Source organism: Mycobacterium palustre, assembly GCF_002101785.1.
In the GTDB taxonomy this organism is placed as follows: Bacteria; Actinomycetota; Actinomycetes; order Mycobacteriales; family Mycobacteriaceae; genus Mycobacterium; species Mycobacterium palustre.
In genome coordinates, this window is record NZ_LQPJ01000097.1 from 1 (window position 1) to 22,780 (window position 22,780).

Sequence of the window (22,780 nt, forward strand, 5' to 3'; positions counted from 1 at the left end):
CCGCCGTTCCGGACGCCTTGGCGCCGGTCGACACCCCGGCGACCCCTGCGGGCTTCGACCTCAACGTCCCGCCGCCCCCGGCGCCCGACGCCCCGCCGCCCCCGGCGGCGCACAAGGCGTACAGCGTCAACTGGGACGCCATCGCCCAGTGCGAGTCGGGCGGTAACTGGAGCATCAGCACCGGTAACGGCTTCTCGGGTGGCCTGCAGTTCACGTCGAGCACCTGGCACGCCAACGGCGGGTCGGGCTCGCCGGCGAACGCCAGCCGCGAGGAGCAGATCCGGGTTGCCGAGAACGTCCTGCGCAGCCAGGGCATCGGCGCGTGGCCGGTCTGCGGCCGCCGCGGCTGAGCCCTCGTCGCGGGTAGCCAGTAAAGGAATGCCGGGCCTCGTGCCCGGCATTCCTTGTCTTTCCTGGGTCCGCGGCTCCGGTAGCGTCGGGCCGGTGACCGCAACGCCGCGCGAGTTCGACATCGTCGTGTACGGGGCGACCGGCTTCGTCGGGAAGCTGACCGCCGACTACCTGGCCCGCGCGGCGGCCGGCGCGCGGATCGCGCTGGCCGGCAGGTCGGCGGATCGATTGCGCGCCGTGCGCGACGCGCTGCCGGAATCCGGGCGCGGCTGGCCGGTGCTGACCGCCGACGCCGCGTCGCCGTCGACGCTGAGCGAAATGGCCGCCCGGACGCGGGTCGTCGTCACCACGGTCGGCCCCTACACGCACTACGGGATGCCACTGGTGGCCGCGTGCGCGGCGGCCGGCACCGATTACGCGGACCTGACCGGGGAGGCGCTCTTCGTGCGCGACAGCATCGACCTGCACCACAAGCAGGCCGCCGACACCGGCGCCCGCATCGTGCACGCCTGCGGCTTCGACTCGGTGCCCTCCGACCTGACCGTGTACGCGCTGTACCGGGCCGCCCAGCGGGACGGCGCCGGCGAGCTCGGCGACACCCACTTCGTGGTGCGTTCCCTGCGCGGTGGCCTTTCCGGCGGCACCATCGCCACCCTGGTCGAAGTCCTGCACACCTCCTCGACCGACCCCGAGGCGCGCCGCCGGCTCGCCGACCCCTACACGTTGAGCACCGACCGCGCCGCCGAACCCGACTTCGGCCCGCAGCCCGACCTGCCGTGGCGCCGCGGCGACCGCCTGGCCCCCGAACTGTCCGGGGTGTGGACCGCGGGCTTCATGATGGCGCCCTACAACACGAGGATCGTGCGCCGCAGCAACGCGCTGCTGGACTGGGCATACGGCCGGCGGTTCCGCTACGACGAGAACATGAGCGTCGGCTCGTCGGTGCTGGCGCCGGTGGCCTCGGCCGTCTTCGGCGGCCTCGGGAACGCGATGTTCGAGCTGGGCAGCCGCTACTTCCGGCTGCTGCCGCGCCGCCTGGTGGAACGGGTGTTACCCAAGCCGGGCACCGGTCCCAGCGAGCGGACCCGGGAGCGGGGTTACTACCGCATCGAGACATACACCACCACGACCAGCGGCGCCCGCTACGCGGCGCGCATGCAGCAGCGGGGCGACCCCGGCTACAAGGCGACCTCGGTGCTGCTGGGGGAATGCGGGCTGGCGCTCGCGCTCGACCGCGACAAGCTCTCCGACCTGCGCGGTGTGCTGACTCCGGCGGCGGCGATGGGCGACGCGTTGCTGGCGCGCTTGCCGGCCGCCGGGGTGTCCCTGCAGGTCGACCGGCTCGGCGGGTGACCGCCGCGGCTCCCTAGAATTGACCGGTGACCGCCAGCCGCAGCCCCGCCGCCGACCTGCCCAAGTCGTGGGACCCCGCTGCGATGGAGGGCCCGATCTACCAGAAGTGGCTGGAGGCCGGCTACTTCACGGCCGACCCCCGCAGCGGCAAACCCGCCTACTCGATCGTGCTGCCGCCGCCGAACGTCACGGGCAGCCTGCACATGGGCCACGCGCTGGAACACACCATGATGGACGCCCTGACCCGCCGCAAGCGCATGCAGGGTTATGAGGTGCTGTGGCAGCCGGGCATGGACCATGCGGGCATCGCGACCCAAAGCGTGGTGGAAAAGCAGCTCGCGCTCGACGGCAAGACCAAGGAGGACTTCGGTCGCGAGCTGTTCGTGGAGAAGGTGTGGGACTGGAAGCGCGAGTCCGGGGGCGCCATCGGCGGCCAGATGCGCCGGCTCGGCGACGGCGTGGACTGGAGCCGCGACCGGTTCACCATGGACGAGGGCCTGTCGCGGGCGGTGCGCACCATATTCAAGCGCCTCTACGACGCCGGGCTGATCTATCGCGCCGAGCGGCTGGTGAATTGGTCGCCGACGCTGCAGACCGCGCTCTCCGACATCGAGGTCAACTACGAGGAGATCGAGGGGGAGCTGGTGTCGTTCCGCTACGGCTCCCTCGACGACGACCAGCCACACATCGTGGTCGCCACCACCCGGGTCGAGACGATGCTCGGCGACACCGCGATCGCGGTGCACCCCGACGACGAGCGTTACCGCGCCCTGGTCGGCACCAGCCTGCCGCATCCGTTCGTGGACCGGCAGCTGCTCGTCGTCGCCGACGAGCACGTCGACCCCGAGTTCGGCACGGGCGCAGTCAAAGTCACGCCCGCGCATGACCCGAACGACTTCGAGATCGGCCTGCGCCACCAGCTGCCGATGATCTCGATCATGGATACCAAGGGCCGGATCGCCGGCACCGCAACGCAATTCGACGGCATGGATCGGTTCGAAGCCCGGGTCGCCGTGCGCGAGGCGCTGGCCGCCCAGGGCCGGGTCGTGGCCGAGAAGCGCCCGTACCTGCACAGCGTCGGGCATTCGGAGCGCAGCGGCGAGCCGATCGAGCCGCGGCTGTCGCTGCAGTGGTGGGTCCGGGTGGAATCGCTGGCCAAGGCCGCCGGGGACGCGGTCCGCAACGGCGACACCGTGATTCACCCCGCCAGCATGGAGTCCCGCTGGTTCGCCTGGGTCGACGACATGCACGACTGGTGCATCTCGCGGCAGCTGTGGTGGGGCCACCGCATCCCGATCTGGTACGGGCCGGGCGGCGAGCAGGTGTGCGTCGGCCCGGACGAGACACCCCCGGAGGGCTGGGAGCAGGATCCCGACGTGCTTGACACCTGGTTCTCGTCGGGGCTGTGGCCGTTCTCCACCCTGGGCTGGCCCGAACGGACCCCTGAGCTGGAAAAGTTCTACCCGACAAGCGTTTTGGTCACCGGCTACGACATCCTGTTCTTTTGGGTCGCGCGGATGATGATGTTCGGCACGTTCGTCGGCGGCGACGACGCCATCACGCTCGGCGGCCGGCGCGGCCCGCAGGTGCCTTTCACCGACGTCTTTTTGCACGGGCTGATCCGTGACGAGTCCGGCCGCAAGATGAGCAAGTCCAAGGGCAACGTCATCGACCCGCTGGACTGGGTGGACACGTTCGGGGCCGACGCGCTGCGGTTCACCCTGGCGCGCGGTGCCAGCCCCGGCGGGGACCTGGCCGTCAGCGAGGACGCCGTGCGGGCGTCCCGCAACTTCGGCACCAAGCTGTTCAACGCCACCCGGTACGCGCTGCTCAACGGCGCCCGGCTCGCGCCGCTACCGCCGCACGACCAGCTGACCGACGCCGATCGCTGGATTCTCGGGCGGCTGGAAGAGGTTCGCGCCGAGGTGGATTCGGCCTTCGACGGCTATGAGTTCAGCCGCGTCTGCGAATCGCTCTACCACTTCGCGTGGGACGAGTTCTGCGACTGGTACGTCGAACTGGCCAAGACCCAGCTCGCCGAGGGATTCACCCATACCACCGCCGTGCTGGCCGCGGTGCTCGACACGCTGCTGCGATTGCTGCATCCGGTCATCCCATTCCTCACCGAGGCGCTGTGGCAGGCGCTCACCGACCAGGAGTCGCTGGTGATCGCCGAGTGGCCACAGCCGTCCGGCATCGCGCTGGATCCCGTTGCCACCCAACGGATCACCGACATGCAGAGGCTGGTCACCGAGGTGCGCCGGTTCCGCAGCGACCAGGGTCTGGCCGACCGGCAGAAGGTGCCGGCCCGGCTGGCCGGCGTCGAGGAGTCGGACCTCGGCGGGCAGGTGGCCGCGGTGACCTCGCTGGCCTGGCTCACCGCACCGGGGGACGACTTCACGCCGTCGGTGTCGCTGGAAGTCCGGCTGGGCCCCAAGCTGAACAACACCGTCGTCGTCGAGCTCGACACGTCGGGCACCATCGACGTCGCCGCCGAGCGCCGCCGGCTCGAGAAAGACCTGGCCGCCGCGCAAAAGGAGCTGGCGTCGACGGCCGCCAAGCTGGCCAACGCGGACTTTTTGGCCAAGGCGCCCGAACACGTCGTCGGCAAGATCCGCGAGCGCCAGCGCGTGGCCCAGGAGGAAACGGACCGAATCACCGCGAGGCTGGCCGGGCTGCAATGACTTTCGAGCCGCCCGAATGGGAAGCCGGCGCCGGCGCCGGGACCGGCACAGCTCCGACACCGGATGAGATCGCGTCCCTGCTGCAGGTCGAGCACCTGCTCGATCAGCGCTGGCCGGAAACCAAAATCGAGCCGAGCCTGACCCGGATCAGCGCCTTGATGGACCTGCTGGGCTCGCCGCAACTCGGCTACCCGTCGATTCACATCGCGGGCACCAACGGCAAGACCTCGGTGGCGCGGATGGTCGACGCGCTGGTGACCGCCCTGGGTCGGCGCACCGGCCGGACCACCAGCCCACACCTGCAGTCGGTGGTGGAACGCATCGCCATCGACGGAGCGCCGATCACCCCGGCGCGCTACGTGGAGGTCTACCGGGAGATCGAGCCGTTCGTGCAGCTCGTCGACAAGCAGTCCGAAGCCGCGGGCGGTCCGGCGATGAGCAAGTTCGAGGTGCTCACCGCGATGGCGTTCGCCGCGTTCGCCGACGCGCCCGTCGACGTCGCGGTCGTCGAGGTCGGCTTGGGCGGGCGGTGGGACGCCACCAACGTCGTCAACGCGCCGGTCGCCGTGATCACCCCGGTCGGCGTCGACCACGTCGACTACCTGGGCGACGACCTCGCCGGGATCGCCGGCGAGAAGGCCGGCGTCATCGCCAAAGCCGCCGAGGGCGCGCCCGACACGGTCGCCGTCATCGCCCGCCAGGCTCCCCCGGCGATGGAGGTGCTGCTGGCCGAATCGGTGCGCGCCGACGCCGCGGTGGCCCGCGAGGACTCGGAGTTCGCGGTCCTGGGCCGCCAGGTCGCGATCGGCGGCCAGGTGCTGCAGCTGCAGGGCCTCGGCGGCGTGTACTCCGACGTCTACCTGCCGCTGCACGGCGAGCACCAGGCGCACAACGCGGCCGTGGCGCTGGCCGCGGTCGAGGCGTTCTTCGGCGCCGGCGCGCAGCGCCAGCTTGACGCGGACGCGGTCCGGGCCGGTTTCGCGTCCGTCACCAGCCCCGGCCGGCTGGAGCGGATGCGCAGCGCGCCCACGGTGTTCCTCGACGCCGCCCACAACCCGGCCGGCGCGGCGGCGCTGGCGCGCACGCTGGTCGACGAATTCGACTTTCGCTTCCTGGTCGGCGTGCTCAGCATCATGGCCGACAAGGACGTGGACGGCATCCTCGCCGCGCTGGAGCCCGCGTTCGACGCCGTCGTCGTCACCCACAACGGCTCGCCGCGCGCCCTCGACGTGGAATCGCTGGCACTGGCGGCGGGCGAGCGGTTCGGCCCCGATCGCGTGACGACCGCCGAAAACTTGCGCGACGCAATCGATGTCGCGACGGCGATGGTCGACGACTCCTCGGCCGACGACGCGGCCGGCGCCTCCTCCGGAACGGGCATCGTCATCACTGGCTCGGTCGTGACCGCCGGCGCCGCGCGCACGCTGTTCGGTCGTGATCCGGCGTGACCGAGCAGAATCCCGCGCCGCGGGCCGACCCGTGGAAGAGCTTCGGCGCCGTGATGGCCGCGACGCTGCTCCTCGAGGCGGTCGTGGTGCTGCTGGCCATCCCGGTCGTCGGCGCGGTCGGCGGCGGCCTGACCGCCGCGTCGCTGACCTACCTGATCGGCCTGGCCGCGCTGCTGATCGCGCTCGCCGGGCTGCAGCGCAGGCCCTGGGCGATCTGGGTCAACCTGGGCGTCCAGGTAATCCTGCTCGCCGGCTTCGCGGTCTACCCCGGGGTCGGCGTCCTCGGGGTGCTGTTTACCGGCCTGTGGGCCCTGATCGCCTACTTCCGGGCCGAGGTCCTGCGTAGGCAGCAGTAGCGGCCGCCTCGCCGCGCGGCAACCGGCGATCGGTTCTGTACGCTGTGCGCCGTGACCGAACGGACCCTGGTATTGATCAAGCCGGACGCGGTCGAGCGGCACCTGATCGGCGAGATCATCGGCCGCATCGAACGAAAAGGCCTAACCATCGTGGCGCTCGAGCTGCGGCAGGTCGGCGAGCAGCTGGCCAGCGAACACTACGCCGAACACGAGGGCAAGCCGTTCTTTCCGTCGTTGCTGGAGTTCATCACGTCGGGTCCCGTGGTGGCGGCGATCGTGGAGGGGCCGCGCGCGATCGCGGCGTTTCGCCAGCTCGCCGGTGGCACCGACCCGGTGGACAAGGCCGCGCCGGGCACTATTCGCGGCGATTTCGGGCTGGAAACCCAGTTCAACCTGGTGCACGGGTCCGATTCGGTCGATTCCGCCAAGCGCGAGATTGCCCTCTGGTTCCCCGGCGTTTAGCGCTGGGCGCATCGCCGCCGCGCCGGCGCGGTGAGTGGGTTTGCTCGGCCGGCCCGATCGGGTGGGATCGGGTTCGCCGGGTGATGTGGGATACTGACAGCGGGTGAACGTCGCCGGACCGGCGTCGGACGCCCGAATGAAGACTTAGACAAGCGCGACCATCGCGGCTCCGCAATGTTCCGCCGCATGTCAGGCCGTCATTCAGCACGGCGCCGAGCGAGTTCTACCTGAGCCGCCCGGGGCGAGACCATCACAAGCCCGGGGAGAAGCGACCCGGGCCCATAACGAAGCCCTCGCGTGGCCGCGTCGCACGACGCGCCCGGGGGCTTAAGGAGAATACGTGGTAGACGGTGCACCACCTAAAGACCCATCACAAGAGCCGGTCCAGCACGAGGACCTGCCGGACCGACTGAGGGTCCACCAGCTGGCCCGGGCGCTGGGCAGCACCAACAAGGAGGTGCTCGACGCGCTCGTCGCGATCGACGGGCGGGCCCGCAACGTGCAGTCCGGCGTGGACCGCGAGGACGCCCTGCGGGTCCGTGACCTGATCTTCGCCAAGCCCCTGCCCAACATCCCGGGCTTCAGCAGCGCGCCGGTCGCCCAGCAGCCGCTGCTGCTGCGCAGCTCGACCGAGCCGGCCGAGTACATGCCGCTGTTCGTCGCGCCGCAGCCGGTGCACATCGACGACGGCGGTGACGCCGAGGACGCCGACTCGGACGACTCCTACGACGAGGACGACCAGGCCGACCGGCCCGCCAACCGGCGCCGCCGGCGCGGCCGCCGGGGCCGGGGCCGCGGGCGCGGCGAACAGAGCGGACCCGACGGCCAGGACGCCGAGGACGAGGCGGGTGACTCGGAGGACGCCGACTCGGACGAGTCCGATGATTCCGACGCCGGTGACGACGAGAACGGCTCCTCGGAGGCGGCCACCCGCCGCCGCCGGCGGCGCCGGCGCCGCAAGTCCGGCGCGGGCGACGACGGTGACGACAGCCCGTCGCCCGATGACCCGCCCAACACCGTGGTGCACGAGCGGCCGCCCCGCAGCGGCAAGGCCGGCGACGACGGGTCCAACGGCTCGGCCAGCACCGAGATCAAGGGCATCGACGGCTCCACGAGGCTGGAGGCCAAGCGGCAACGCCGGCGCGACGGCCGCGACGCCGGCCGGCGCCGCCCCCCGGTGCTGACCGAGGCCGAGTTCCTGGCGCGCCGCGAGGCCGTCGAACGGGTGATGGTGGTGCGCGACCGGGTCCGCACCGAGCCGCCCCACCCGGGATCGCGCTACACCCAGATCGCGGTCCTCGAGGACGGGATCGTCGTCGAGCACTTCGTGACGTCCGCCGCCTCGGCGTCCCTGGTCGGCAACATCTACCTGGGGATCGTGCAGAACGTGCTGCCGTCGATGGAGGCGGCCTTCGTCGACATCGGCCGCGGCCGCAACGGCGTGCTCTACGCCGGGGAAGTCAACTGGGAGGCCGCGGGGCTGGGCGGCTCCGACCGCAAGATCGAACAGGCCCTCAAACCCGGAGACTACGTCGTGGTCCAGGTCAGCAAGGACCCGGTGGGGCACAAGGGCGCCCGGCTCACGACGCAGGTGTCGCTGGCGGGCCGCTTCCTGGTCTACGTGCCGGGCGCCTCGTCGACCGGGATCAGCCGCAAGCTGCCCGACACCGAACGCCAGCGGCTCAAGGAAATCCTGCGCGATGTGGTGCCGTCGGACGCCGGGGTGATCATCCGCACCGCGTCCGAGGGGGTCAAAGAGGAGGACATCCGCAAGGACGTCACCCGGCTGCAGGAGCGCTGGGAACAAATCCAGGCCAAGGCGGCCGAGACCAAGCAGAAGGCCGCCGGTGCCGCGGTGGCGCTCTACGAAGAGCCCGACGTGCTGGTCAAGGTCATCCGCGACCTGTTCAACGAGGACTTCGCCGGGCTCATCGTGTCCGGCGACGAGGCCTGGAACACGATCAACGAGTACGTGAATTCCGTTGCCCCCGAACTGCTTTCAAAGCTCACCAAGTACGGGCCCGCCGAGTCTTCCGACGGTGTGCCGCCGCCCGACGTGTTCGCCGTCCATCGCATCGACGAGCAGCTCGCCAAGGCGATGGACCGCAAGGTGTGGCTGCCCTCGGGCGGCACGCTGGTGATCGACCGCACCGAGGCGATGACGGTCATCGACGTCAACACCGGAAAGTTCACCGGTTCCGGCGGCAACCTCGAGCAGACGGTGACCAAGAACAACCTCGAGGCCGCCGAGGAGATCGTGCGCCAGCTGCGGCTGCGCGACATCGGCGGCATCGTGGTTATCGACTTCATCGACATGGTGCTGGAATCCAACCGCGACCTGGTGCTGCGCCGGCTGACCGAGGCGCTGGCCCGCGACCGCACCCGCCACCAGGTGTCCGAGGTGACCTCGCTCGGCTTGGTGCAGCTGACCCGCAAGCGCCTGGGGACCGGGCTCATCGAGGCGTTTTCGACGTCGTGTCCCCACTGCGGCGGCCGCGGGATCCTGCTGCACGCCGACCCCGTCGATTCGGCCCCGACGAACGGGCGCAAATCCGAATCCGGGGGTCGCCGGGGCAGGCGGTCGAAGAAGGGCCGGTCCGAGGAGCCCGCCGGCCAGCCCGTCGTGGCCAAGGTGCCCGCGCACGCCCCCGGTGAGCACCCGATGTTCAAGGCGATGGCCGCCGGTGCCTCCGGCGCGTCGGGCGCCGCCGGTGACGGCGCGCGATCCGACGAGCCCGCCGAGGAGGCCTTCGAGGCTGAGACCGCGACCGAGACCGAGCCCGACGAGCGGCCGGCCGCCCTCGAGGACGCCGACCAGGACGACTTCGAGGACACCGACGAGGACACCGACGACGAGGACGAGCTCGACGACGAGGACCTCGACGACGACCTCGACGACGAAGACGAGGATCTCGACATCGACGACGACGACCTGGACGACGCGGATTCCGACGACGACGAGAACGGCGACGACGACGCGGGCCACCCGGCGGCGGCGGGCGTCGACGGCGGGGCGCCATTCGCACGTCCGCGGCGGCGACGCGCGGCGGGCCGGCCGGCCGGGCCGCCGATCCACGCGGACTGACCTGCTGCGCCGCGCGGCCGGCGCGGCCGGTTTGACCCTGTAGCCGCTGGTCAAGTACCCTTGGACAGTTGTCGCCAGGCCGATCAGTGTGTGGCCGGCGACGGGCGGGACCGCCGGGCCCGGGTTGTTGCCGGGGGCGGACCCGCATCCCAGACCCACCACGTACACGCCGGTGGCACGCGCGCGAAGCGCCGGCTGAGCAGAGTAAGGCAGGAGCAACGATGGCGACCTACGCAATCGTCAAGACGGGCGGCAAGCAGTACAAGGTCGCCGTCGGGGACGTGGTCAAGGTCGAAAAGCTCGACTCCGAGCCCGGCTCGAACGTGTCGCTGCCGGTCACCCTGGTCGTCGACGGCGCCACGGTGACGAGCGACGCCAGCGCGCTGGCCAAGGTCGCGGTGACCGGCGAGGTGCTCGAGCACACCAAGGGCCCCAAGATCCGCATCCACAAGTTCAAGAACAAGACCGGCTACCACAAGCGCCAGGGCCACCGTCAGCAGCTGACGGTCCTGAAGGTCACCGGGATCAAGTAGGGAAGGCGACACAGATGGCACACAAGAAGGGCGCCTCCAGCTCGCGTAACGGCCGGGATTCGGCCGCGCAGCGGCTGGGCGTCAAGCGGTTCGGTGGCCAGGTCGTCAAGGCCGGCGAAATCCTGATCCGCCAGCGCGGCACCAAGTTCCACCCCGGAGCCGGCGTCGGGCGCGGCGGCGACGACACCTTGTTCGCCAAGGAGTCCGGGGCCGTCGAGTTCGGGGTCAAGCGCGGACGCAAGACCGTCAGCATCGTCGCGGCCGGTCAGGCCGACTGAGCGTCGCGAGCGTGCACTCACTGCGATAATTCGAGGCGAATCTCGCAGTAGCTGCACGTTCGGCGAGCGAGAGGACCGCCGATGCCTCGGTTTGTCGATCGCGTCGTCATCCACGCGCGGGCCGGCTCGGGCGGTAACGGCTGCGCGTCGGTCCATCGCGAGAAATTCAAGCCGCTGGGCGGTCCCGACGGCGGCAACGGGGGCCGCGGCGGCAGCGTCGTCCTGGTCGTCGACCCCCAGGTGCACACCCTGCTGGACTTCCATTTCCACCCGCACGTCACCGCGCCGTCGGGCAAACAGGGGATGGGCAACAACCGCGACGGCGCCGCCGGCGCCGACTTGGAGGTCAAGGTCCCCGACGGCACCGTCGTCCTGGACGAAAACGGCCGGATGCTGGCCGACCTGGTGGGCGCCGGCACCCGCTTCGAAGCCGCCGCCGGCGGCCGCGGCGGCCTGGGCAACGCCGCGCTGGCGTCGCGGGCCCGCAAGGCCCCGGGGTTTGCGCTGCTGGGCGAGCCGGGCCAGGCCCGCGACCTGACGCTCGAGCTCAAGACCGTCGCCGACGCCGGCCTGATCGGCTTTCCCTCCGCCGGGAAATCCTCACTGGTGTCCGCGATTTCGGCGGCCAAGCCCAAGATCGCCGACTACCCGTTCACCACGCTGGTGCCCAACCTCGGCGTGGTGTCGGCGGGCGAGCACACCTTCACCGTCGCCGACGTGCCCGGGCTGATCCCGGGCGCGTCCCAAGGCCGCGGCCTGGGCCTGGACTTTTTGCGCCATATCGAGCGGTGCGCCGTGCTGGTGCACGTCGTCGACTGCGCCACCGCCGAACCGGGCCGCGACCCGATCTCCGACATCGACGCGCTGGAGGCCGAACTGGCCGCGTATACGCCGACGCTGCAGGGCGCGGCGCTGGAGGACCTCGCCGAGCGGCCGCGGGCGGTGGTGCTCAACAAGATCGACGTGCCCGAGGCCCGCGAGCTCGCCGAATTCGTCCACGACGAGATCGCCGGGCGCGGCTGGCCGGTGTTCGCCGTGTCCACGGTGACGCGGGAAGGCTTGCAGCCGTTGATCTTCGGCCTGTGGCGGATGATCTCCGACTACCACGCCGCCCGGCCGCAGATCGTGGCGCGCCGGCCGGTGATTCGCCCGGTCCCGGTCGACGAGAGCGGGTTCACCGTCGAACCCGACGGGCACGGCGGCTTCGTCGTCACCGGCGCGCGGCCCGAACGCTGGGTCGGCCAGACCAACTTCGACAACGACGAGGCCGTCGGCTACCTCGCCGACCGCCTGGCGCGGTTGGGCGTGGAAGACGAGCTGCTGCGGCTGGGTGCCAAACCCGGGTGCGCCGTGACCATCGGAGACATGACGTTCGACTGGGAGCCGCAAACGCCTGCCGGACAACAGGTTGCGCTGTCTGGCCGGGGCACCGACGCGCGGCTGGAACGCAGCGAACGCGTCGGCGCCGCCGAGCGCAAGGCCGCGCGCCGGCAACGCCGGCAACCCGGTGACCCGTCGTGAGCCCCCATCGCGAAGCCATCCGAACGGCGCGCAGCCTGGTGGTCAAGGTCGGGACCAACGCGCTGACCACCCCGTCGGGGGTATTCGACGCCGGCCGGCTCGCCGGGCTCGCCGACGCCATCGAGGCGCGTATGAAGGCCGGCACCGACGTGGTGATCGTGTCGTCGGGTGCCATCGCCGCCGGCATCGAACCGCTCGGGTTGTCCCGGCGCCCCAAGGATTTGGCGACCAAGCAGGCCGCGGCCAGCGTGGGGCAGGTGGCGCTGGTGAACTCGTGGAGTTCAGCGTTCGCCCGCTACGGCCGCACCGTCGGGCAGGTGCTGCTGACCGCGCACGACATCTCGGTGCGGGCCTCGCACACCAACGCCCAGCGCACCCTCGACCGGCTGCGCGCGCTGCACGCGGTGGCGATCGTCAACGAGAACGACACGGTGGCCACCAACGAGATCCGGTTCGGCGACAACGACCGCCTCTCGGCGCTGGTGGCCCACCTGACCGGCGCCGAGGCGCTGGTGTTGCTGTCCGACATCGACGGCCTGTACGACTCCGATCCCCGAAAGTCTAAGGGCGCCAAGTTCATTCCCGAGGTGTCGAGCGCGGCCGACCTGGACGGTGTGGTCGCCGGCCCGGGCAGCGACCTGGGCACCGGCGGAATGGCGTCGAAGATGTCGTCGGCGCTGCTGGCCGCCGACGCCGGGGTCCCGGTCCTGCTGGCCGCCGCGGCCGATGCCGCCACCGCGCTCACCGACGCCGCGACCGGCACGGTGTTCGCCGCCCGGCCGGTCCGCATGTCGGCCCGGCGGTTCTGGGTGCGCTACGCCGCCGAGGCGGCCGGTTCGCTGATCCTCGACGAGGGCGCGGTGCGCGCCGTCGTGCGCCAGCGCCGCTCGCTGCTGGCCGCCGGCATCACCGCGGTCACCGGCCGGTTCTACGCCGGGGATGTCGTCGAGTTGCGCGGGCCGGACGCGGCGATGGTGGCGCGCGGCGTCGTCGCCTACGATGCGGCCGAGCTGGCCACCATGATGGGCCGGTCGACTTCCGAGCTGCCCGGCGAGCTGCGGCGCCCCGCGGTGCACGCCGACGACCTGGTGGCGGTGTGACGCGTCAGCCCGCCGACATCGGCTTGAGATACAGGGTGTTCCAGGTGATTTCGGCCAGCGTCGCGGCCAGCTCCGCGTCGTGGGATGCCGGGGCCGTCGGCAGGTTCTGCTGGCACGCACGCTCCACCATCCAGGTCAGCGCGCTGGCCGTGGTGGCCGCGGGCAGCTCCGGGCGGATGGACCCGTCGGCCTGGCCGTCCTCGATCAGCCGGGTCATCCGGCCCGTGATCGCGGTCAGCAGGTTGCGGTAGGTCGCCCCGACCACGGGGTCGTAGCCGGCCATCTCGTTGAGCGCGACCAGCACCGGCTGGTGCCGGCGGTAGGTGGCGATGATGCCGGCGAATGCGGCGCGGGCGTCCTCTGGGTCGCGCCGCGCCGCCACGCGCCACCAGCGGTCCGCGCTGTCGGCCAGATCGGTGAACACCTGGCCGGCCAGCCGGCGCAGCAGGTGGCCCTTGTCCTCGAAGTAGATGTAGAAGCTGGCGCGCGAGATTCCCGCCTCGCTCGACAACCGGTCCACGCTGAGCTCGGTGAAGCTGGCGCCGTCGCGCATCAGCCGATCGGTGGCCTCCAGCAACCGGCGCTCCAGTTGCTCTCGGCGCTGCTGGCGTCCCTGCTCGCGACGCGCCTGCGGCTTGCGGGTGACCGACGGCATTTGCCCAGCATAATCGACGGTCAACGGGTTGACTAGACATTATGTCTAGGCATATTGTCGATCCGTTCCGGTCTGCTGGAGGGTTCCATGACGGCGATGCCTGCCACTGCCCGCGCCTACGACGCCATCGACCTGTCATCGCGGGCGTTCTGGTCGACCACCGCAAAGGAGCGGGAACGTTCGTTCGCGGTGCTGCGGGCCGAGCGGCCGGTGAGCTGGCATCCGCCGGTCGAAGACGCGCTGATGCCCGATCCCGACGATCCCGGCTTTTGGGCGGTCACCCGGCGCGCGGACATCGTCACGGTCAGCCGCAACAACGAGGTGTTCCTGTCCGGTAAAGGCGTGATGTTCGAGAACATCCCCGCCGAGCTGCTCGAAGCGTCGCAGTCCTTCCTGGCCATGGACCCGCCGCGGCACACCAAGCTGCGCAAGCTCGCCCACGCCGCGCTCAGCCCGCGGCAGGTCCGCCGCATCGAGGATTCGATCAAGGCGAACGCCAAGACCATCGTCGGGGAGCTGCGGGCCGCGGGCAGCGGGGCCGATTTCGTCGAGCACTGCGCCAAGGAACTGCCCATCCGCACCCTCTCGGACATGGTCGGGGTCCCCGAGTCCGAGCGGGAGCGCCTGGCGCAGGCCACCGACGCCATGGTGTCGTGGGCCGACCCCGCCTACCTCGGCGGCCGCCATCCGCTGGAAGTGCTGATGGAGCACCAAACGTACGTGCACCAGCTGGCCGGCGCGCTGGCCGCCGAGCGCCGCGACCGCCCCGGTGACGACCTGATCAGCAGCCTGGTGCACGCCGAGGTGGACGGCGACCGGCTGACCGACGCCGAGGTGGCGGCGTTCTTCGTGCTGCTGTCGGTGGCCGGCAACGACACCACCCGCCAGACCATTAGCCACGCGCTGAAGGCGCTCACCGACTTCGCAGACCAGCGGGCCTGGCTGGTCGCGGATTTCGACAACCGGATCGGCACCGCGGTCGAGGAGTTCATCCGGTGGGCCACGCCGGTGATGACTTTTCGTCGCACGGCCGCAACGGATTTCGAGCTCGGCGGCCAGACCATCCTGGCGGGGGAGAAGGTGGTGATGTTCTATTCGTCCGGGAACTTCGACCCCGAGGCGTTCGAGCATCCGGAGCGCTTGGACCTGAGCCGCAACCCCAACCCGCACGTCGGCTTCGGCGGCGGTGGGCTGCACTTCTGCCTGGGGGCCCACGTCGCCCGGGCGCAACTGCGGGCCATCATCGGGGAGTTGCTTCGTCAGCTGCCGAACATCCAGGCGGGCGATCCCAGCTATGTGGCGGGCAACTTCGTGCACGCCATCGGCAGCATGCCCTGCGCGTTCTAGGCCAGGGACAGCGCACCCAGTTCGGTGGCCAGCACCGTCAACAGCTCCGAGCAGCCGCCGTCGACCTTGAGGGTGGCCAGGTCGTCGCCCCGGGTGCGGCCGCGGTTGACGATCGCGACCGGGATGCCCCGCGCCGCGGCGTGACGCACGAAGCGGTAGCCGGAGAACACGGTCAGCGACGAGCCGGCGACCAGCAGCGCCTCGGCGTCGTCGACCAGCGAATAAGCCCGCGCGACAACGTCTTTGGGCACGCTTTCGCCGAAGTAGACGATGTCGGGCTTGAGCATGCCGCCGCAGCGCGGGCAGTCCAGGTAGCGGAACGACGCGGTATCGGCGACGACGGCGTCGGCGTCGGGCGCCACCGCCAGCCCGCCGACCGCCTCGGCGCGCTCGATGAACCCGGGGTTGAGTTGCTCGAGCCGGTCGGCGAGGGTCGCCCGGCTCATGGCGTGCCCGCAGCCCAGGCAGACCACCCGCGCGTAGGTGCCGTGCAGGTTGACGACGTTGCGGCTGCCGGCCTTGGTGTGCAGCAGGTCGACGTTCTGGGTGATCACGCCGGTCACCACCCCGGCGTCTTCCAGCGCGGCCAGCGCCCGGTGCCCGGCGTTGGGTGCGGTGTCGTCCATGTGCCGCCACCCCACGTGGTTGCGGGCCCAATAGCGCTGGCGGAACGCCGGATCGGCGGTGAACTGGCCGATCGTCATCGGATTGCTCGGCGGCGAGTCGGGGCCCCGATAGTCGGGGATGCCGGAGTCGGTGGAAAGCCCCGCCCCGGTGAGCACCGCCACCCGGCGACGGGCCAGCAGCGCCACCAGCTCCGGCGATTCGGCGGTGGGTGCCCTCACCCGTTCGAGAGTAGCCGTCCCCGGCGAGCGGGCGCCGCGGTGCGCCGAACCTAGCCCAGGCAGTCCGCCGCGGTGGTGAGCTCGGCGGACATGTTCTGCTCCATCATCGTCAGCGCCGCCTTGCCGAGGTCGGCGTCGATGTGGGCGACCGCGTCGGTCGGGATGACGACGGGGAAGTGGCGGACGTAGGCGTCGAGCGCGGTGTAGAGGATGCACTGCTCGGTGACCTGGCCGGTCAGGATCAGCCGCTTGGTCTCCAAACGGCCGAGCAGGTAGGCCAGCGCCGTCGCATAGAACGCGCTGTGGCGCACCTTGGTCATCAGCCGGCTGCCGCCGGCCGGCGCGATCGGCTTGATCAGGTCGGGCCGCGCCCCGTCGAGGGCGGCCCGCACGATGTCGGAGAACTCGGCGCCGAAATCGCCGTAGTTGTCGTTGACATAGACCAGGTCGACGCCGTCGTCCGCGCGCGCCCGGCGGACCAGATCGGCGAGGGGGTCGACGATCTTCTCGACATTGGGTATCAGATCTTCAGCGTCGTCATGCCGATAGGTGTTCATCATGTCGATGACGACGACGGCGGTATCGCTCATGCCTCGGGGGATACCCGCCCGCAACGAGTTGACAACTGTCGGGCGACAATGGAAGGGCAATGGACTTCTACAACGCCTATGCGCAGGGTTTCGTCCGGGTCGCGGCCTGCACTCAGCACACCACGATCGGCGATCCGGCGGCCAACGCCGAAGCTGTCCTAAGGCTGGCGCGCGACTGCCACGACGACGCCGCCGCGGTGGCCGTCTTCCCGGAGATGACGCTGTCCGGGTACTCGATCGAAGACATCGTGCTGCAGGACCTGCTGCTCGACGACGTCGAGCAAGCCATCCGCGACATCGTCGCGTCCTCGACCGACCTGTTGCCGGTCCTGGTGGTCGGCGCCCCGCTTCGGCACCGCAACCGCATCTACAACACGGCCGTCGTCATCCACCGCGGCACCGTGCTGGGCGTGGTGCCCAAGTCGTACCTGCCCACCTACCGCGAGTTCTACGAGCGCCGCCAGATCGCGCCCGGCGACTACGAGCGCGGCACCATCCGCATCGGCGGCCCCGCCGATTCGATCGAGGCCCCGTTCGGCCCCGACCTGCTCTTCGCCGCCTCCGATTTCCCCGGCCTGGTGCTGCACGTCGAAATCTGCGAGGACATGTTCGTGCCCATCCCGCCGAGCGCCGAAGCGGCCCTGGCCGGTGCGACGGTGCTGGCCAACCTGTCCGGCAGCCCGATCACCATCGGCCGCGCCGACGACCGCTGCCTGTTGGCGCGCTCGGCGTCGGCGCGATGCCTGGCCGCCTACGTCTACGCCGCCGCGGGCGAGGGCGAATCGACCACCGACCTGGCGTGGGACGGCCAGACCATGGTGTGGGAGAACGGCGTCCTGCTGGCCTCCTCGGAACGCTTTCCCAAGGGCGAGCGTCGCAGCGTGGCCGACGTCGACACCGAGCTGCTGCGCGCCGAGCGACTGCGGATGGGAACGTTCGACGACAACCGGCGCCACCACCGAAACTCGGCAGAGTCGTTCCGGCGCATCGCATTCCGGCTCGACCCGCCGTCCGGCGACATCGGGCTGCGCCGCGAGATCGAGCGCTTCCCGTTCGTGCCGGCCAATCGGGAACGCCTGGAACAGGATTGCTATGAGGCCTACAACATCCAGGTCTCCGGGCTCGAGCAGCGGTTGCGCGCCCTGAACTACCCGAAGATCGTCATCGGGGTTTCCGGCGGCCTGGATTCCACGCACGCGCTCATCGTCGCGGCGCGAGCGATGGACCGCGAAGGGCGGCCCCGCAGCGACATTCTGGCGTTCACCCTGCCCGGCTTCGCCACTGGCGATCGCACCAAGCGCAACGCGGTCGAGCTGTGCCGAGCGCTCGGTGTCACCTTCGAAGAGATCGACATCACCGAGACCGCGAAGCTGATGTTCAAGGAGATGGACCATCCGTTCGGCCGGGGCGAGGAGGTCTACGACGTGACCTTCGAGAACGTCCAGGCCGGCCTGCGCACCGATTACCTGTTCCGACTGGCCAACCAGCGCGGCGGCATCGTGCTCGGCACCGGCGACCTCTCCGAGATTGGATTGGGCTGGTCGACCTACGGCGTGGGCGACCAGATGTCGCACTACAACGTCAACGGCGGCGTGCCCAAGACTTTGATCCAGCACCTGATCCGCTGGGTCATCTCGTCCGGCCAATTCGGGTCCGACGTCACCGACGTGCTGCAGTCGGTGGTGGACACGGAGATCTCTCCGGAGCTCGTGCCGAGCGGCGAGGAGGAGGAGCTGCAGAGCAGCGAGGACAAGGTCGGACCCTACGCGCTGCAGGACTTTTCGTTGTTTCATGTGCTGCGCTTCGGGTTCCGTCCCTCCAAGATCGCGTTTCTGGCGTGGCACGCGTGGAGCGACCCCGAGCAGGGCAACTGGCCGCCCGGATTCCCCGAGGACAAGCGACCGTGCTACTCGCTCAAGGAGATTCGGCACTGGCTGGGGGTGTTCGTGCAGCGGTTCTACTCGTTCAGCCAGTTCAAGCGCTCGGCCCTGCCCAACGGGCCCAAGGTGTCGCACGGCGGTGCGCTGTCGCCGCGCGGCGATTGGCGCGCCCCCTCGGACATGTCCGCGCGGATCTGGCTCGACGAGATCGAACGTGAGATCCCCGAGGAGTAGGTTCGCGTTACCACTGCGCCGAAAGCACGATCTGACGCACGCGGTCCAGCGCTTCGGCGAGGTCGTTATGCTCTGGCGTACCAAGCGCGAGTCGCAGGGCGTTGGGCGGGTGCGGTGTGACGCAAAAGGCTTCCGCCGTCGACACCAGGATGCCCGCGTCCGCCAACTCGTGCGCAATGCGTTCGGCGCGAACGTTTTCCGGCAGCCGCAGCCAACCGTAATAGCTCGACGGCTGCCCGTGGTAGTCGAGTCCCGCCAACGCGCGCTGGGCGATTCGTTGACGCGCCCGCGCGTCGGCGCGCCGGCGCTTCTCGAGCAGGGTGACCGTGCCGTCGGCCAGCCATCCGGTCACCAGCGCCGACACCAGGCTCGAGGTGCCCCAGCTCGACGCGCGCACCGCTTGTTTGGCGTGCGCGACGAGCGCGTCGGGTGCCACGACGAAACCGAACCGTAGACCGGTGGCAAGATTCTTCGACAAGCTCGCGACGTGCAGGGTGCGTTCCGGTGCCAACTCGTAAAGCGTTGGGCCGCAATCTGGAGCGAGGAAAGCGTAGGTGCCGTCCTCGATCACGGCACAGTCGTGCCGATGGGCGATTCCGAGCAGGCGAACGCGCTGCGCCCCAGACATGGTGTAGCCGAGAGGGTTTTGCAGCGTGGGCATGGTGTAGATGGCTGCGACCCGCCGTCGCGAACACAGCGCCGCAAGCGCGTCGAAGTCCGGCCCCTGGAGGCCGGAAGGGAATGGGGCGAGCTCCAGGGCGCGGTCGTCGGCGAGCAGCTTGATGCCGGGATAGGTCAGTTCATCGACAGCGATGATGGCCCCCGGTCGCGCCAGCACGCGCAGCGCGATGTCGAGTCCGTGCTGAGATCCTGCGGTCAGCACGACATTGTCGGGCGGGACGTCGATTCCGCGGTCCAATAGGTATGTGGCGACCGCTGCCCTGTCGCGGGACCCGCCGCCGGGCGCATGCTGCGTGAGCACCGACCGCAAGTCGCCCGTCGCGGCCATGTGCCGCAACGCTTCCCGTAGCTGTTCGTCCTGGCCGGCGGCCAGCGGCTGATTGAACGACAAGTCGGCGACCCGCGACGCCGAGGCGATACGGCGGCCGTCCAAGCCGCCATAGCCGCCCTGGTCGCGGACGAAGGTACCGCGGCCGGGTTCGCCAACCACCAATCCCGCGCGCGAAAGGTGCGCGTAGACGCGCGTGGCGGTGGCCAGGGCGATGCCATGCCGGCGGGCGAGGTCGCGGTGGGTGGGCAGGCGAGTGCCGGGCGACAGGCGCCCGTCCCGGATATCCGCGGTCAGCTGGTCGACGATCGCGGTGTAGCGGCTGGTCGCCATCGAAACCCGCCCTTCAGCTAGGACAATTTACCGATTGTTCTACCACGGGCGGACCCGCGGCCCAGCCGCCTTGTGGGCTTGTATCTAGGACAATTATTCGATTGTCCTAGTTGGGGCGGATAAGCTTGCCAAACGAAGTCAGGAGGTGGTGACCGATTAGCGCTCCCTGTGGCTCATTTTCGGCCGCCACGAGTCGCACGCCGGCGAACGCGGTCCCGCCTGCCATCCGTGTCCGACACGTCAAAAAAACCGATCGTGCTGCGGTCCTGGCCATGCACGAGCGTTGCAGCGCGGCAACGCGCTACTCGAGATGGCTGGGACCATCCTCGATATTCCCAGAGTCGTACCTGCGCTCGGTGCTGGCCGGCAGCGCCGAGCACATCGCCCTGGTCGCCGTCTGCGAGCGCCAGCCGGATGAGGTGATCGGATTAGCCAGTGCGGGACTGACTTCGGATGGCTGGCGGGAGTTAGGCCTCCTGGTGGAGGATCGCTATCAGTCACGAGGCATCGGCATGTCGATGCTTACCATCCTGGTAAACCTTCTCGATCGAGATCAAAGCCTATGTGCCTCTGCTCTGTTCGAGAATTGCCGGCTGCTTGACAAGCTGGCGCGATTCGGCACGGTGACGATCCGCCACGAGTGCGGGATCAGTTATGCGCGTGTGATCCGCGCGCTACGCTGACCTGCTGCACATCGTGCGGTTGCGGCGACAACGCCGGACCGGCGAGCCATTGATGGTCAGCGAAGGGTGGCTTCCAAGCGAGCTGGCCGGCTCATTGACCGAGCCGGCGTTGCGACGGGAACCGCTATATGAACTGTTGTCGGACGTCGGGATCGTCGTGGACCGGATGCGACACGAAATCAAGGCCGAAATCGCGGGCCCGCGCAGCGCACGTCTGCTGGACACGGCGATCGGCGCCGCACTGCTGCGTATCAACTGCCTCGGATTCGTGGTCGACGCACCGCATCACCACCTGTCGATTCTGTTGTCTCCCAGCCGTAGCCGCGTGCTGCTGAGCCAGACGGCCGATGAACTGGAAATGGCCGATGGCTTGACCATTGCCCACGATGTGGCGAGGTGCGCTAACGAAGGAGCCCGACGCCGGGGATGAAGCGACCCACGCGGGCGGCGTAGGCCCGGTAGTCATCGCCGTGGGTCCGCAGCAGGTACGGTTCCTCGACGCCGCGGACCTGCAGTTCGATGGTGGCGACGAGCAGCAACAGCCCCGCGCCGGCCAGGAGGTTCGGCGTGACCAGGGTGATCCCGACGCCGAAAATGAGCATGGCGGTGTAGATGGGATTGCGGATTTGGCCGAACACCCCGGTGTGCACCAGCGTGGTGGTTTCGCGCTGGTCGACCCCGATGCGCCAGGAATCGCCCATCTCGAGCTGCGCGTAGACCGTCGCCGCGATGCCGGCCGTCGCCACCACGACGCCGACGGCCTGGACGCCGACCGCGCTGAGCGCGGAGACGGGATGGACTAGCTTGGCCTCCTGCAAGATCGGGCCGCTGGCCGCGACGATCAACGCGACCACGAAGCCGAACCCGGCGAGGCGCTCGGTCACGCCGCCGGCGCTGACACCCCGAAAGCCGGTCGAACCGGTGCGCCGATATTGGAGCCAGCTGCGCCAGCCAAAGCCGAGGACCCCGAATATCGAGAAGAGCACCAGGGCGATGTCGGCGGCGGCGGTGGCGGGCATCAGCAGGCTCCTTCCGTGTGGTCGGCGCAGACGGTGCTATTTCATCAGCTTCGCATCGCCGCGTCGATCGCCGGGGCATCGGGCGCGCAGTCACCCGCGCCGGCGGCAAGCGTCGACAGCGCCCCCGCGGCGCAAGCCCGCCGCACCGCGGCCAGCCGGTCGCCCAGCGCGCTCGGCTGGTGCGGCCAGTTCGCTGCCAACACTCCCGCGAACACGTCGCCGGCACCGGTGGTATCCACCGCTTCGACCGCCGGTGCGGCCACCGTGAACTCCCCGTCGGCGCCGACGTAGCGGGCGCCGCGGGCGCCCATGGTGACCACCAAGTGGGTTGATGGCCAGGGCCATTCGGCGGCTTCGGCTTCGTTGGCGATCACCACGTCCGCGGCCCGCGCCAGTTCGCTCAACGGGCCGGGGTCCCGGCCGGCCGGAGAGGCGTTGACGATGACGACCGCCCCGGCCGAACGCGCTTCGCGAGCCGCCGCCACCGCCACCGGCACCGGAATCTCCAACTGCGTCAACAGCACATCGCAGCCGGCGACGACCTCGCGCGCGGTGGCGGCCAGCGTCAGGTGCGCGTTGGCGCCCGGCGCCACCACGATGGTGTTCTCGCCGCTCGCGTCGACCACGATGACCGCGCTGCCGCTCGGCCCGGGCAGCGTCGCCGTGCCGTCCAGCCCAACGCCGTTGGCGCGCAGGTGAGCAAGCAGCCGCTCGGCGGCGGGATCGTCGCCGACGGCGCCGACGAACTGCACCCGCGCGCCGGCTCGCGCCGCCGCCACCGCCTGGTTGCCGCCCTTGCCTCCGGGCGCGGAGGTTAGCGTGGACGCCAGCACCGTCTCGCCCGGACGCGGCAGGGACTCGACGGCGAACGTCGAGTCCATGTTCACGCTGCCCACCACACAAACGCGCGTCGTCATGACGCCGACGTTAATCTCGCGCCGACGTTTTTCGCGTTAATCGCTTTATGACAAATGCCTTTTATCGTGATGTTCGCGCGTTAGTCTGCTGCGTGAT

General features: G+C 70.1%; 21 protein-coding genes. 15 read left to right on the forward strand and 6 right to left on the reverse strand.

The genetic code is table 11. The features are described 5' to 3' along the window. The 11 genes from AWC19_RS11265 to proB form a co-directional block, all read left to right on the forward strand. Positions 1-350: transglycosylase family protein (locus tag AWC19_RS11265; RefSeq protein ID WP_211284902.1), on the forward strand; the 350-nt coding region annotated here is incomplete at its 5' end. Between the two features lie 94 nt (positions 351-444). Further along, positions 445-1,704 carry a saccharopine dehydrogenase family protein gene (locus tag AWC19_RS11270; protein WP_085078186.1) on the forward strand — a complete coding sequence of 420 codons (1,260 nt, stop codon included), beginning with the start codon at positions 445-447 and terminating at the stop codon, positions 1,702-1,704. A 26-nt stretch (positions 1,705-1,730) separates the two neighbouring features. Beyond that, a complete protein-coding gene (locus AWC19_RS11275; protein ID WP_085078187.1) occupies positions 1,731-4,388 on the forward strand; it encodes a valine--tRNA ligase in 2,658 nt (885 codons plus the stop codon). Further along, positions 4,385-5,836 (forward strand): bifunctional tetrahydrofolate synthase/dihydrofolate synthase, encoded by a 1,452-nt coding sequence (folC, locus tag AWC19_RS11280; protein WP_085078188.1) that lies wholly within the window; start codon positions 4,385-4,387, stop codon positions 5,834-5,836. The genes AWC19_RS11275 and folC overlap by 4 nt, the downstream gene beginning before the upstream one ends. A 53-nt stretch (positions 5,837-5,889) precedes the next feature. Next, on the forward strand, positions 5,890-6,192 hold the full coding sequence (locus AWC19_RS11285; protein ID WP_276042829.1) for a DUF4233 domain-containing protein: 303 nt from the start codon (positions 5,890-5,892) through the stop codon (positions 6,190-6,192). Between the two features lie 51 nt (positions 6,193-6,243). Continuing rightward, a complete protein-coding gene (gene ndk / locus AWC19_RS11290; RefSeq protein ID WP_085078190.1) occupies positions 6,244-6,654 on the forward strand; it encodes a nucleoside-diphosphate kinase in 411 nt (136 codons plus the stop codon). A gap of 340 nt (positions 6,655-6,994) precedes the next feature. Next, positions 6,995-9,739, forward strand: coding sequence for a ribonuclease E (rne, locus tag AWC19_RS11295; RefSeq protein ID WP_085078191.1), 2,745 nt, complete (start codon positions 6,995-6,997; stop codon positions 9,737-9,739). Between the two features lie 221 nt (positions 9,740-9,960). Continuing rightward, positions 9,961-10,272: a 50S ribosomal protein L21 gene (rplU, locus tag AWC19_RS11300; protein ID WP_085078192.1), complete on the forward strand. Its 312-nt coding sequence runs from the start codon at positions 9,961-9,963 to the stop codon at positions 10,270-10,272. Between the two features lie 14 nt (positions 10,273-10,286). Next, positions 10,287-10,550: a 50S ribosomal protein L27 gene (gene rpmA / locus AWC19_RS11305; RefSeq protein ID WP_085078193.1), complete on the forward strand. Its 264-nt coding sequence runs from the start codon at positions 10,287-10,289 to the stop codon at positions 10,548-10,550. 81 nt (positions 10,551-10,631) lie between these two features. After that, positions 10,632-12,071 (forward strand): GTPase ObgE, encoded by a 1,440-nt coding sequence (gene obgE, locus AWC19_RS11310; RefSeq protein WP_085078194.1) that lies wholly within the window; start codon positions 10,632-10,634, stop codon positions 12,069-12,071. Continuing rightward, the gene (proB, locus tag AWC19_RS11315) at positions 12,068-13,171 is read left to right on the forward strand and encodes a glutamate 5-kinase (RefSeq protein ID WP_085078195.1); all 1,104 of its coding nucleotides are present in this window, start codon (positions 12,068-12,070) and stop codon (positions 13,169-13,171) included. Before obgE ends, proB begins: the two co-directional genes overlap by 4 nt. 4 nt (positions 13,172-13,175) lie before the next feature. Here proB and AWC19_RS11320 read toward each other — a convergent pair whose 3' ends face one another. Next, complete coding sequence (locus tag AWC19_RS11320; protein WP_085078196.1) at positions 13,176-13,826, reverse strand: TetR/AcrR family transcriptional regulator; 651 nt, start codon at positions 13,824-13,826, stop codon at positions 13,176-13,178. 87 nt (positions 13,827-13,913) lie between these two features. Between AWC19_RS11320 and AWC19_RS11325 the strand changes: the two genes are divergently transcribed. Then, positions 13,914-15,173 (forward strand): cytochrome P450, encoded by a 1,260-nt coding sequence (locus AWC19_RS11325; RefSeq protein ID WP_085078197.1) that lies wholly within the window; start codon positions 13,914-13,916, stop codon positions 15,171-15,173. On the opposite strand, the gene AWC19_RS11330 is transcribed toward AWC19_RS11325, so the two are convergent. Further along, entirely contained in the window at positions 15,170-16,018 is an 849-nt protein-coding gene (locus tag AWC19_RS11330) for an NAD-dependent protein deacetylase (RefSeq protein WP_085078198.1), read from the reverse strand. The genes AWC19_RS11325 and AWC19_RS11330 overlap by 4 nt on opposite strands. Positions 16,019-16,068: 50 nt before the next feature. Beyond that, positions 16,069-16,608: a cysteine hydrolase family protein gene (locus AWC19_RS11335; protein ID WP_085078199.1), complete on the reverse strand. Its 540-nt coding sequence runs from the start codon at positions 16,606-16,608 to the stop codon at positions 16,069-16,071. A gap of 59 nt (positions 16,609-16,667) precedes the next feature. On the opposite strand from AWC19_RS11335, the gene AWC19_RS11340 reads away from it, so the two are divergent. Continuing rightward, positions 16,668-18,722 (forward strand): NAD(+) synthase, encoded by a 2,055-nt coding sequence (locus AWC19_RS11340; protein ID WP_085078200.1) that lies wholly within the window; start codon positions 16,668-16,670, stop codon positions 18,720-18,722. Between the two features lie 7 nt (positions 18,723-18,729). Here AWC19_RS11340 and AWC19_RS11345 read toward each other — a convergent pair whose 3' ends face one another. Next, positions 18,730-20,064: an aminotransferase-like domain-containing protein gene (locus tag AWC19_RS11345; protein ID WP_085078201.1), complete on the reverse strand. Its 1,335-nt coding sequence runs from the start codon at positions 20,062-20,064 to the stop codon at positions 18,730-18,732. A gap of 356 nt (positions 20,065-20,420) precedes the next feature. Between AWC19_RS11345 and AWC19_RS11350 the strand changes: the two genes are divergently transcribed. Both AWC19_RS11350 and AWC19_RS11355 read left to right on the forward strand, forming a co-directional pair. Further along, the gene (locus tag AWC19_RS11350; protein ID WP_085078202.1) at positions 20,421-20,747 is read left to right on the forward strand and encodes a hypothetical protein; all 327 of its coding nucleotides are present in this window, start codon (positions 20,421-20,423) and stop codon (positions 20,745-20,747) included. Positions 20,748-20,760: 13 nt separating this feature from the next. Continuing rightward, a complete protein-coding gene (locus AWC19_RS11355; protein WP_264072830.1) occupies positions 20,761-21,177 on the forward strand; it encodes a UTRA domain-containing protein in 417 nt (138 codons plus the stop codon). Here the strand turns inward: AWC19_RS11355 and AWC19_RS11360 are convergent. Then, on the reverse strand, positions 21,149-21,766 hold the full coding sequence (locus tag AWC19_RS11360) for a methyltransferase family protein (protein ID WP_085078204.1): 618 nt from the start codon (positions 21,764-21,766) through the stop codon (positions 21,149-21,151). The genes AWC19_RS11355 and AWC19_RS11360 overlap by 29 nt on opposite strands. A 44-nt stretch (positions 21,767-21,810) precedes the next feature. Continuing rightward, positions 21,811-22,683: a ribokinase gene (locus AWC19_RS11365; protein WP_169718108.1), complete on the reverse strand. Its 873-nt coding sequence runs from the start codon at positions 22,681-22,683 to the stop codon at positions 21,811-21,813. Positions 22,684-22,780: the final 97 nt, after the last annotated feature.

Bases quoted from the DNA above. Each gene is read 5' to 3' on its own strand.
- rplU (WP_085078192.1), top strand. From the start codon at position 9,961: ATGGCGACCTACGCAATCGTCAAGACGGGCGGCAAGCAGTACAAGGTC.
- AWC19_RS11345 (WP_085078201.1), bottom strand. From the start codon at position 20,064: ATGGCGACCAGCCGCTACACCGCGATCGTCGACCAGCTGACCGCGGAT.
- rpmA (WP_085078193.1), top strand. From the start codon at position 10,287: ATGGCACACAAGAAGGGCGCCTCCAGCTCGCGTAACGGCCGGGATTCG.
- AWC19_RS11340 (WP_085078200.1), top strand. From the start codon at position 16,668: ATGGACTTCTACAACGCCTATGCGCAGGGTTTCGTCCGGGTCGCGGCC.
- AWC19_RS11285 (WP_276042829.1), top strand. From the start codon at position 5,890: ATGGCCGCGACGCTGCTCCTCGAGGCGGTCGTGGTGCTGCTGGCCATC.
- AWC19_RS11335 (WP_085078199.1), bottom strand. From the start codon at position 16,608: ATGAGCGATACCGCCGTCGTCGTCATCGACATGATGAACACCTATCGG.
- AWC19_RS11365 (WP_169718108.1), bottom strand. From the start codon at position 22,683: ATGACGACGCGCGTTTGTGTGGTGGGCAGCGTGAACATGGACTCGACG.
- AWC19_RS11320 (WP_085078196.1), bottom strand. From the start codon at position 13,826: ATGCCGTCGGTCACCCGCAAGCCGCAGGCGCGTCGCGAGCAGGGACGC.
- obgE (WP_085078194.1), top strand. From the start codon at position 10,632: ATGCCTCGGTTTGTCGATCGCGTCGTCATCCACGCGCGGGCCGGCTCG.
- AWC19_RS11360 (WP_085078204.1), bottom strand. From the start codon at position 21,766: ATGCCCGCCACCGCCGCCGCCGACATCGCCCTGGTGCTCTTCTCGATA.
- AWC19_RS11325 (WP_085078197.1), top strand. From the start codon at position 13,914: ATGACGGCGATGCCTGCCACTGCCCGCGCCTACGACGCCATCGACCTG.
- folC (WP_085078188.1), top strand. From the start codon at position 4,385: ATGACTTTCGAGCCGCCCGAATGGGAAGCCGGCGCCGGCGCCGGGACC.